Consider the following 11,909-nt stretch of genomic DNA (forward strand, 5'->3'; position numbering starts at 1 on the left):
TCCCACGCAGAGCGTGGGAACGATCAATACCTCGAGATTGCAGATGAAACACCCGACGGTCGGTTTTCACACAATCGGCAAGGTCTTTGTCTACAGTGAAAAAGTCGGCGCCAAGGCGTCGCAACCGTGATTGTCCAGATAAAGCCCGGCACAAGTACCGGGTTCCACCTGATCAGGAGTGCACGATGGATCTCAGCCGTCGTCAGTTCTTCAAGGTCGCCGGTATCGGCCTTGCAGGCTCAAGCCTGGGCGCGTTGGGCATGGCCCCGACGGCGGCCTTCGCCGAGCAGGTGCGTCACTTCAAGCTCGCCCACACCCGTGAAACCCGCAACACCTGCCCGTATTGCTCGGTCGGTTGCGGTTTGATCATGTATAGCCAGGGCGATGCCGGCAAGAACGTGGCGCAAAACATCATTCATATCGAAGGCGACTCCGACCACCCGGTCAATCGCGGCACGCTGTGCCCGAAAGGCGCGGGCCTGCTCGACTTCATTCACAGCCCCGGCCGCTTGCAGTACCCGCAAGTGCGCAAGCCCGGCAGCAATGAATGGACGCGCATCGGCTGGGACGAAGCCCTCGATCGCATCGCCGACCTGATGAAGGCCGACCGCGACGCCAACTTCATCGAGAAAAATGCTAACGGGCAGACGGTAAATCGCTGGCTGACCACCGGTTTCCTCGCGGCATCGGCGGCATCCAACGAAGCCGGCTACATCACCCAGAAGGTGATTCGCAGCCTCGGCCTGCTGGGGTTCGATAACCAGGCGCGTGTCTGACACGGTCCGACGGTGGCAAGTCTTGCCCCGACGTACGGCCGTGGTGCCATGACCAACACCTGGACCGATATCGCCAACGCGAATCTGATCCTGGTAATGGGCGGCAACGCAGCAGAAGCGCATCCGTGCGGCTTCAAATGGGTGACCGAGGCCAAGGCGCACAATGCTGCGAGGCTGATCGTGGTCGACCCGCGTTTTACCCGGACCGCTTCGGTGGCCGACTATTACGCGCCGATCCGCACCGGCACCGACATCGCCTTCATGGGCGGGTTGATCAATTACCTGCTGACCGAGGACAAGATCCAGCACGAGTACGTGCGCAATTACACCGACGTGTCGTTCATCGTCAAAGCCGGTTATGGCTTCGAAGACGGCCTGTTCAGCGGCTATGACGCGGAAAAACGCAGCTACACCGACAAGTCCGGCTGGGGCTACGAGTTCGCCGAGGACGGTTTTGTCCGCGTCGACCCGACCCTGCAAGACCCGCGCTGCGTCTATCAACTGATGAAGCAGCATTACAGCCGCTACAACATCGACCTGGCCAGCCAGATCTGCGGCATGCCGGTCGACGCCATGCAGAAAATCTGGGAAGAAATTGCCACCTGCTCGACACCGGGCAAGACCATGACGATTCTCTATGCCCTCGGCTGGACGCAGCACTCGATCGGCGCGCAGATCATCCGCAGCGCGGCGATGGTGCAACTGCTGTTGGGCAACGTTGGCATGCCCGGCGGTGGCGTCAATGCGCTGCGCGGACACTCGAACATCCAGGGCCTGACCGACCTCGGCCTGCTGTCCAACGCCTTGCCCGGCTACCTCACGCTGCCCAGCGACAGCGAGCAGGACTATGGCCAGTTCATCTTCAAACGCACGCAGGTTCCGCTCAGACCGGGGCAGCTGTCGTACTGGCAGAACTACAGCAAATTCCACGTCAGCCTGATGAAATCCTGGTACGGCGCCAATGCCACCGCCGAGAACAACTGGCTGTTCGATCATTTGCCGAAGCTCGACATCCCCAACTACGACGTGCTGAAAATGTTCGATCTGATGAGCCAGGGCAAGGTCAACGGCTACTTCTGTCAGGGCTTTAATCCGATCGCCGCGTTGCCGGACAAGAACCGCGTGATGGGCGCATTGGCCAAGCTCAAGTGGCTGGTGGTGATGGACCCTCTGGCCACGGAAACCTCGGAGTTCTGGCAGAACGTCGGGCCGTACAACGACGTGAAAACCGCTGAAATCCAGACCGAAGTCATTCGCCTGCCGACCACTTGCTTTGCCGAGGAGGACGGCTCGCTGGTCAACAGCAGCCGCTGGCTGCAATGGCACTGGAAGGGCGCCGATGGTCCGGGCGAAGCGCAGACCGACATTCGCATCATGAGCGAACTGTTCCTGCGCCTGCGCCAGCGTTATCAGAGCGAGGGCGGCAAGTTTCCTGATCCGCTGCTGAAACTGTCGTGGCCGTACAAGATCCCCGACGAGCCTTCGCCGGAAGAACTGGCGCGGGAAATCAACGGCACCGCTGTCAGCGATTTCACCGATGCCAGCGGCGTCACGGTCAAGGCCGGTACGCAACTGGCCGGCTTCGGTTTGCTCAAGGATGACGGCAGCACCGCGTCCGGTTGCTGGATTTTCGCCGGCAGCTGGACCGAAGCCGGCAATCAGATGGCCCGTCGTGATAACGCCGACCCATTTGGCATGCACCAGCATCAAGGCTGGGCGTGGGCATGGCCGGCCAATCGGCGGATTCTCTACAACCGCGCCTCGGCGGATCCGGCGGGCAAACCGTGGGACCCGAAAAAGCGGCTGGTGTGGTGGAGCGGCAAGGCCTGGACCGGCACCGACGTCCCTGACTACAAGGCCGACGTGCCGCCGGAAGCCGGGATGAACCCATTCATCATGAACCCCGAAGGCGTCGCGCGGTTCTTCGCCGTCGACAAGATGAACGAAGGTCCATTCCCTGAGCACTACGAGCCGTTCGAAACGCCGATAGGCATCAACCCGTTGCACCCGCAGAACAAGAATGCCACCAGCAACCCGGCGGCGCGGATCTTCGATTCGGTCTGGGAAACCCTCGGCGAAGCCAAGGACTTCCCGTACGCCGGCACTAGCTACCGGCTTACCGAGCATTTCCACTTCTGGAGCAAGCACTGCAAGTTGAACGCGATCGCTCAGCCCGAGCAATTCGTCGAAATCGGCGAGGTGCTGGCGAACGAGAAGGGCATCGCTGCCGGCGATCGCGTGCGGGTCAGCTGCAAGCGCGGCTTTATCGAAGCGGTGGCGGTGGTGACCAAACGGATCCGGCCGCTGCAGGTCAACGGCCAGGTCGTGCATCAGATCGGCATCCCGCTGCACTGGGGTTTCACCGGCCTGACGCGTCACGGCTACCTGACCAACACCCTGGTGCCGTTCCTCGGTGATGGCAACACTCAGACCCCGGAATCCAAGTCATTCCTGGTCAACGTGGAGAAACTGTAAATGGCCAGCCAAGACATCATTGCCCGCTCGGCCACCACCACTGTGCCGCCGTCGGTTAGGACCCAGCAGGGCGTTGCCAAGCTGATCGACACGACCAAATGCATCGGCTGCAAAGCCTGTCAGGTCGCCTGCTCGGAATGGAACGAGCTGCGCGACGAGGTCGGCCACAACCACGGCACCTACGACAATCCGCAGGATCTGACGGCGGATTCGTGGACGCTGATGCGCTTCACCGAGCACGAAACCGACGCGGGCAACCTCGAATGGCTGATCCGCAAGGACGGCTGCATGCACTGCGCCGAGCCCGGTTGCCTGGCCGCGTGCCCGAGCCCCGGGGCGATCATTCAGCATGCCAACGGCATCGTCGATTTCGATCAGGACCACTGCATCGGTTGCGGCTATTGCATCACCGGTTGCCCGTTCAACATCCCGCGCATTTCGCAGAAGGATCACAAGGCCTACAAATGCACCCTATGTTCCGACCGCGTGGCGGTGGGGCTGGAGCCGGCCTGCGTGAAAACCTGCCCGACCGGCGCGATCGTCTTCGGCACCAAGGAAGATATGAAAGAACACGCCGCCGAACGCATCGTCGACCTGAAAAGCCGTGGCTTTGAAAACGCTGGTTTGTACGACCCGGCAGGCGTCGGCGGCACCCACGTGATGTACGTGCTGCATCACGCCGATACGCCGAAAATCTACGCCGGTTTGCCGGACCATCCCGCAATCAGTCCGCTGGTGGGCTTGTGGAAAGGCATCAGCAAACCCCTCGGCCTGCTGGCGATGGGCGCGGCGGTGCTGGCCGGGTTCTTCCACTACGTGCGCATCGGGCCGAATCGTGTCGAGGAGGATGAACATCCGACGCCACCCGACACCTCGGTGCACGTGGTCGATCCGGCGGTGCACACCTTCGATCCACGCGGGGAGGAGCGGCCATGAGCAACAAGACGATCCTGCGTTACAGCGCCAACCAGCGCACCAATCACTGGCTGGTGGCGATTCTGTTTTTCATGGCCGGGTTGTCCGGGCTGGCGTTGTTTCATCCGTCGCTGTTCTGGCTCAGTAACCTGTTTGGCGGCGGCACTTGGACGCGGATCCTGCACCCGTACATGGGCATTGCCATGTTCGTGCTGTTTCTCGGCTTGGTGTTCAGCTTCTGGCGCACCAACTTCTTCATCGCCAATGACCGCCAATGGCTGCGGCGGATCAATCGGGTGATGGTCAACGACGAGGAAAGCGTGCCGCCGGTGGGCAAATACAACGCCGGGCAGAAGTTGCTGTTCTGGACTTTACTGCTGTGCATGCTCGCGTTGCTGTTCACCGGGCTGGTGATCTGGCGCGCGTGGTTCAGCGCGTATTTCGGCATCACCACGATCCGCTGGGCCATGCTGTTGCATGCGCTGGCCGGGTTCGTGCTGGTGCTGAGCATCATCGTGCACATCTACGCCGGTTTGTGGATCAAGGGTTCGGTCGACGCCATGCTGCATGGCTGGGTCAGCCGGCCGTGGGCGAAGAAACACCATGAACTGTGGTACCGCGAGGTGACCCGCGACGAACAGCCTCGGGACGTGCCCGAGCGACCGCTGACGAAAAAGGGCTGACTTTTGCCAAGCATTCTTGAACCTGGGGAAATCGAGGCGGCGGCCAGTTCGCCGCCGTTTCTGTATCTGCCGCCGCGTGACCTGTTTGCCCTGCGTGCAGAGCGGCTTGAGCGTCTGGCCGAGGGCAATGGGTTGGCGGATTATCTGCGGCTGATGGCCGGGTTGTGCCGGGCGCAGCAGCAGGTCTTCGACGATCCGCCGCTGACCGCGCCGTTTGATGCGCAGCGTTTCGAAGCCTGTCAGCAGCACGGTCTGCCGCCCTTCGCCGCAGACACCTTGGTGCGTGAGGATGCCTGGCAGCCGTGGCTGAATGCCTTGCTGCAGCGCTATGTGCCTGCGGATCAGCCAGCGGTGATCGACGCGCTGGATACTTTGCGCGCCGCAGGTCCCGGTCAGTTGCGCGCGTGGGCGGTGGCGCTGGTCAGCGGTCAGTATTCGCTGGTGCCGGCGGCGCTGGTGCCGTTTCTCGGCGCGGCGCTGCAAACCGCCTGGAGCCACTGGCTGCTCAGCGTGCCGCAACTGCAACTCAAACCCGGCGACAGCCTCAGCCAATGCCCGGCCTGTGGTTCACCGGCCATGGCCGGGGTCATTCGCCATCGCGGCAAGCACAACGGTTTGCGCTATCTGGTGTGTTCGCTGTGTGCCTGCGAATGGCATGTGGTGCGGGTCAAGTGCGTGTATTGCGAGCAGAGCAAGGGCCTCGAGTACCTGAGCCAGGAAGACGATCGGCACAGCGCCGAACAGGCCCCGCTGCGCGCCGAAGTCTGCCCCAGCTGCAACAGCTACCTGAAATTGCTCTATCTTGAGAACGATGCCGAAGCCGAGGCGTTGTCGGCAGATCTCGGCAGTTTGCTGCTGGACATGCGCCTGGCCCAGGACGGCTATCAGCGTCTGGCGCCCAATCTGCTACTGGCGCCGGGAGACGACTGACCAGAGCAAAATTGTGGGAGGGGGGTGTGCTCCCACAGGTTTATGTGCCGAATCACAAAGCCCGGTCAGCCCCGGGTTTCTTTGTGGGAGCGAGCTTGCTCGCGAAGGCGTCAGGTCAGCCACATCCACATTGACTGACTTACCGCTTTCGCGAGCAGGCTCGCTCCCACAGGTTTTTGTGGTGACCAACAATGTTCATTCCACCCCGAATCCCTGTGGGAGCTGGCTTGTGTGCCGAATCACGAAGCCCGGTCAGCCCCGGATTTCTCTGTGGGAGCGAGCCTGCTCGCGAAGGCGTCAGGTCAGCCATATCCACATTGACTGACACACCGCATTCGCGAGCAGGCTCGCTCCCACAGGTTTTTGTGGTGACCAACAATGTTCATTCCACCCCGAATCCTTGTGGGAGCTGGCTTGCCAGCGATTGGTCAGCACATCCACCGCCCTCTTTGACTGACCCACTGCAATCGCTGGTCAAGCCTGCTCCCACAGATTTGTGTGCCGAATCACAAAGCCCGGTCAGCCCCGGATTTCTCTGTGGGAGCGAGCCTGCTCGCGAAGGCGTCAGGTCAGCCACATCCACATTGACTGACTTACCGCTTTCGCGAGCAAGCTAGCTCCGGCAGTGCGTCTACACTTCTGAAACCCTTTCGGGAGCAAGCTTGCTCCCAAAAGGGATTGTTTCAGTGAAATCAGGAGTGGCTGATGTCTTCCAGCGTTGCCCTGCGGTTGCCGTCCATTGATGGCTTGTTGCGTCACCCGGCGTGCGCGCCGTTGGCCGAGCGTTACGGCCGGGATTCTTTGCTGACGGGCCTGCGTCAGTTGCTCGATGAGCTGCGGCCCGGCGTGTTGAGCGGGCAATTGGCGGCGGTGGAAATCGGCGCCGAAGTACTCGCCGGCCGCGTCGGCGAACGCTTGGCGCAACAACAACGCAGCCAGGTGCGCCGGGTATTCAATCTGACCGGCACGGTGCTGCACACCAATCTCGGCCGCGCCTTGCTGCCGGAGGAAGCCATCGAAGCGGTGCAAATGGCCGCGCGCTATCCGCTCAATCTCGAGTTCGATCTGTCCAGCGGCAAGCGCGGTGATCGGGACGATCTGATCGAAGGCCTGATCCGCGAACTGACCGGCGCCGAAGCCGTCACCGTGGTCAACAACAATGCCGCTGCCGTGCTGCTGACCCTCAACAGCCTCGGCGCGCGCAAGGAAGGCATCATCTCGCGCGGTGAGCTGATCGAAATCGGCGGCGCCTTCCGCATCCCCGACATCATGGCCCGCGCCGGCGTGCGCCTGCATGAAGTCGGCACCACCAACCGCACCCATGCCCGGGATTACCAAGCGGCAATCGGCCCGCGCAGCGGGTTGATCATGCGCGTGCATGCCAGCAACTACAGCATCGAAGGCTTCACCGCGCGGGTGGCGACTGCGGAACTGGCCGAGTTGGCTCACGCTCATGGCTTGCCGTTGCTGGAAGATCTGGGCAGCGGCAGTCTGCTCGACCTGACGCGCTGGGGCCTGCCGGCGGAACCGACGGTGCGGCAGGCCTTGCTCGATGGCGCCGACATCGTCACCTTCAGCGGCGACAAATTGCTCGGTGGGCCGCAGGCCGGATTGATTGTCGGGCGCAGAGAACTGATCGCGAAGATCAAGAAAAATCCATTGAAGCGTGCGCTGCGGGTCGACAAGTTGACCCTGGCCGCGCTGGAGGCGGTGCTCGGTTTGTACCGCGACCCTGATCGTCTCGCCGAGCGTCTGCCGAGCCTCCGCCTGCTCACTCGGCCGCAAGCCGAGATCCATGCGCAGGCTGTGCGTTTGAAACCGTTGCTCGCCGATGTGTTGGGCGAGGTCTGGCAGGTCAGTGCAGTCGAGGCGTTGGGCATGATCGGCAGCGGCAGCCAACCGGTGGCGCGTCTGCCGAGCGCGGCGCTGTGTTGTCGCCCGCAAGTGTCCAAGCGCTGGCGCGGGCGCTATCTGCTCAATCTTGAAGTGGCATTGCGCGGTTTGCCGATCCCGGTGCTCGGGAGAATCGGCGACGATGCGCTGTGGCTGGATCTACGCCAGCTTGACGATGAGCCAGCGTGGCTGGCGCAACTGCCCCAATTGCAGGTCGACCAGTGATCGTCGGCACAGCGGGGCACATCGACCACGGCAAGACTTCGCTGTTGCAAGCGCTGACCGGACAAACCGGCGACCGCCGCCCGCAGGAGCGCGAACGCGGCATGACCATCGACCTCGGTTATCTCTACGCCGAGCTAGAAGCGGGCGCCGGGCTGACCGGCTTCATCGATGTGCCCGGTCACGAAAAATTCACCCACAACATGCTCGCTGGTGCGCAGGGCATCGATCTGGTGTTGCTGGTGGTCGCGGCCGACGACGGCGTGATGCCGCAGACGCGAGAGCATCTGGCGATCGTCGAACTGCTCGGCATTCCCCGCGCGCTGGTGGTGATCACTAAATGCGACCGGGCGGGAGCGGGCAGGGTGGAAGAGGTGCAGCGTCAGGTGCTCGACCTGCTCGCGCCCGGGCCATTTGCTGATGCGCCGATTTTTACCGTGTCGAGCGTGAACGGGCAGGGCGTCGATGAGTTGCGCGCGGCGTTATTGCAGGCGCAAAACGAGGTGCAGGCGCGCAGTTGCGAGGGCGGCTTTCGCCTGGCGATTGATCGGGCGTTCAGCTTCGCGGGTGCGGGGATTGTGGTCACGGGCACGGCGTTGTCGGGCACGGTTGCGGTGGGCGACAAACTTGTTTTGGGGCCTGCGGGCAAATCGGTGCGCATCCGGGGCCTGCACGCGCAAAACCAGGCCGCTGAGCAGGCCTTCGCCGGTCAGCGTGTGGCGCTGAACCTCAGCGGCGAACGTCTGGAACTGACGCAGATCCACCGTGGCCAATGGCTGCTGGCGGACTGGCTGCATGTCCCGACCCAGCGCATCGACATCGACTTTCAGCTGTTGCCCGGCGAGCGCACCTTTGAACACTTCCACCCGGTGCATCTGCATCTTGGCACCCAGGATGTCATCGCCCGCGTCGCCTTGCTGCAAGGCCCGCGCCTGAGCCCCGGCGGGCGCATGTTCGCGCAACTGCTGATCAACGCACCAGTGCACGCGGTAAAGGGCGATCGGCTGATCCTGCGCGACGCCAGCGCCCAGCGCACATTGGGCGGCGGCGTTGTGCTCGACCCGTTCGCCCCGGCGCGCCAACGTCGCAGCCCGGAACGCCTCGCGCAACTGCAAACCCTTGCCCTTAGCGTCAGCCTCGAACAGGCCCTGCCGGCACTGCTCAACCACAGCCCCGGCGGCCTCGACCCGCAACGCCTGGAACGCCAGTTCAACCGCCCGCGCGCGCAGTGGACGCTGGCGGAAAACATCCGCCTGATCGACACCCGTCAAGGCCCGCTGCTGTTCAACGTGCAGCGCTGGGGCCAGTTGAAGTTCACTTTGCTCGAACAACTGGCGCGATTCCACGAACAGGAACCCGATCAGATGGGCCCGGACCGCGATCGCCTGCGCCGCTTCAGCGCGCTGGCACTGGAACGCTCGACGTTCATCAGCCTGCTCGACGAACTGCTCAGCGCCGGCTCGATCCTCGCCAGCGGCCCCTGGCTGCACCTGCCCGACCATCAGGTGCGCCTGAATGCCGACGACGAAATCCTCTGGCAGCAATTACAGCCGTTGTTCGAACAGGCCGGTTTCGACCCGCCGTGGGTGCGCGACGCCGCGAAAATGCTCGGCGAAGACGACGCCAGTGTCCGCCTGCTGCTGCGCAAACTCGCACGCCTGGGCCTGATGCACCAAGTGGTGCGCGACCTGTTCATCAGCGACATCGTCCTGCGACAAATGGCGGCGCTGCTGCTGAAACTCGCCGAAGAAAATTCAGCGATTGAGGTGACAACTTTCCGTGATGCGCTAGGCTTGGGACGCAAACGCTGCATTCAGTATCTGGAATATTTCGACCGACTCGGCCTGACCCGCCGCCTCGGCGAATCCCGCCAGATCCGCCCCGACAACGCGCTGGCCAACGCCTGCGCACCCTGAGTTCAGGAAGACAATCGCGCCCGGTGGCGCGGCCGGGCTTCAAACCCGGTTGGGGACGGCATCCGTTCCCGGGCAGGTTCGACTCCGGCTGTCTTCCGCCAGTTTCCCCAAAGCAAAAGATCGCAGCCTTTGGCAGCTCTTACATCGATTTTTAGGAACTGCCGAAGGCTGCGATCTTTTGGTTCTGAATGCCGGAGAAAGTGTTCTAGCCCCATAGCTCGCTGTCTTTTAAACATCATCGTTAAAATAAAAAAATACATCGGATCCGACGGCCCCTTCGGAGCAGTTAACAGCGAATAACTCAGTCTTCCTGCATCACTTTGGGATATTTCGATTATTCACTGCCCGATTCACCGATTGAGATGATAAATTCGTTCCCTTTGTGCGTCCCCTTTGTGCCGGAAACGACCGCAGATACCAAAGCGCAAACCTGCGGCCAACGCCTGCGAATCCTTTGCCTAACGCACGCATAGCGTGCGGTTCGGGAAGGGACCCAGAGCGTCTTGGTGACGTTGTGCGCTGCAAACGCTAGCGATCAAACCAGATCGATCAGCCAAACCGCGTTGTTATCGAACTTGCAAACATAAGCCTGCGTACCATTCTTACTGAGGGCCATATCGGCAGGCAAGTGGCCTACATCGATGTTCCTGCGGACTTGATGCGTTGCCGTATCAATTACCGCGATCACGTCAGCACTGCAGGGGACATACAGAAGGCTGCCGTCGTGATTGAAAACGAGGTTTTGTGGATTGCGTGGGACTTCGATTTTCGCCAACACTTGTTTTAAATCCTGGTCAAACACCCACACCTTAGTGCTTTGATCCTGGCTGACATAAACGCGGGTACCGTCCGGGCTAACAGCGACGTAAAACCCTCTATAACCAAACACGACTCCAATCGAGACTTGATTTGTTTCAGTGTCAATCAACCGAACCGCCAGCCTGCCGGGACAAGTGAAATACGCGCGGGTACCGTCCGGACTGAAAGCAATATGATACGGTTGGCCTTCGACCGAGAAGGTGGTCAGGACTTCATTCGTCGACGTATCAATGACAGAGATGCTTTTACCACTGGCATTACAAACATATGCACGGCTACCATCCGGACTGACAGCGATCCCTGTCGGGACAAGTCCGACTTGAACACTCTTCAGAACGTTATTGCTCGCCGTATCAATCACCAAGACCGTGTCTCCAGCACTGCCCATGTAAGCGCGCTTACCATCCGGCCTGAACGCGATATGCCTGGCTATGAACGGGATTTTGGCTTCGACGTTATTAGTTGCGGTATCAATCACCCATACTGATTCGTATTGAAAATGGGCGACATAAGCCCGGGTACCGTCCGGACTGATGGTTATGTACCTCGGTTCGTGACCGACCTCAATTTCGGCGATTGGCGTGGGTCCAGTGGAAGTCGTTACAGTAAAGGTCCTCGCCGCAGAGGTTTGTCCCGAACCGTACAGCGCTTTTGCAGTGAAACTGTGCGCGGCAACTGTCAGTGCGGCAACAAGCAATGTCCAGATGCCTGTTACCGGGTCGGCGGTCGGCTGACCTTTTGAGGTAGTGCCGTCCAGCACATCGACTTTGTATCCTTTGGCTGCTACACCGCTCAGCGTCACAGCGGTTTCGACCGTAGTGCCGCCGTTTGGAATATCCGCACCACTTGGTGAGCCTTTTACCGAGTCCAGGGTCGGCACTATGTCTTCAAAGGCCTTGACCTTGTAAGTACGTAAAGCAAACGTCACGGCCTCGCTCTCGACTTGACTGCCGCCAAAGGCTGCCTTGAATTCCAGTTCCAGGTCACTGCCATCTTCCAGGCTTTGCAAGTCCGCCAATGGAAAGCCGTTGTGCTTGTAAAAACCCTGATTAATCCATGTCGCATTGGTCTGCGAACCCGGTGGTTGCCAGAAGGTTTTCGAGTACACACCCCCGCTTTTTAAAGTCCCTTTCGCTTTGAGCCAGACATATTGTTTCAGCGCGATAAGGGGATAGCTGTTCACGCGAAGGGTGGCGTTCGAGGTCAATTGGCTGACGTCCAGCTCGCTCCCTTCGCCTGCTTCGGATGCCTGCGTGATCAGCGGCTTGGGCAAATGGCTC

At 61.1% G+C, this 11,909-nt stretch carries 6 protein-coding genes, 1 tRNA gene and 1 pseudogene; 7 read left to right on the forward strand and 1 reads right to left on the reverse strand.

The features are described 5' to 3' along the window. Window positions 1-185: 185 nt before the first annotated feature. From fdnG to ACYSTU_RS15290, 7 genes are all read left to right on the forward strand, one after another. Window positions 186-3,251: a formate dehydrogenase-N subunit alpha gene (gene fdnG / locus ACYSTU_RS15260; protein WP_498999746.1), complete on the forward strand. Its 3,066-nt coding sequence runs from the start codon at window positions 186-188 to the stop codon at window positions 3,249-3,251. After that, complete coding sequence (gene fdxH, locus ACYSTU_RS15265; protein WP_016774818.1) at window positions 3,252-4,187, forward strand: formate dehydrogenase subunit beta; 936 nt, start codon at window positions 3,252-3,254, stop codon at window positions 4,185-4,187. It begins immediately after the preceding gene. Then, a complete protein-coding gene (locus tag ACYSTU_RS15270; protein ID WP_071172525.1) occupies window positions 4,184-4,849 on the forward strand; it encodes a formate dehydrogenase subunit gamma in 666 nt (221 codons plus the stop codon). The genes fdxH and ACYSTU_RS15270 overlap by 4 nt, the downstream gene beginning before the upstream one ends. A 3-nt stretch (window positions 4,850-4,852) precedes the next feature. Beyond that, window positions 4,853-5,779: a formate dehydrogenase accessory protein FdhE gene (gene fdhE, locus ACYSTU_RS15275; RefSeq protein WP_498999750.1), complete on the forward strand. Its 927-nt coding sequence runs from the start codon at window positions 4,853-4,855 to the stop codon at window positions 5,777-5,779. A gap of 705 nt (window positions 5,780-6,484) precedes the next feature. After that, window positions 6,485-7,897 carry an L-seryl-tRNA(Sec) selenium transferase gene (gene selA / locus ACYSTU_RS15280; protein WP_498999753.1) on the forward strand — a complete coding sequence of 471 codons (1,413 nt, stop codon included), beginning with the start codon at window positions 6,485-6,487 and terminating at the stop codon, window positions 7,895-7,897. Continuing rightward, entirely contained in the window at window positions 7,894-9,810 is a 1,917-nt protein-coding gene (gene selB / locus ACYSTU_RS15285; RefSeq protein WP_498999756.1) for a selenocysteine-specific translation elongation factor, read from the forward strand. Before selA ends, selB begins: the two co-directional genes overlap by 4 nt. Window positions 9,811-9,815: 5 nt before the next feature. Beyond that, window positions 9,816-9,911: transfer RNA gene (locus tag ACYSTU_RS15290), tRNA-Sec, on the forward strand. Window positions 9,912-10,345: 434 nt separating this feature from the next. Here ACYSTU_RS15290 and ACYSTU_RS15295 read toward each other — a convergent pair. After that, window positions 10,346-11,909, reverse strand: a pseudogene (locus ACYSTU_RS15295) (hypothetical protein); the annotation flags it as partial.

The organism is Pseudomonas glycinis (genome assembly GCF_054871425.1).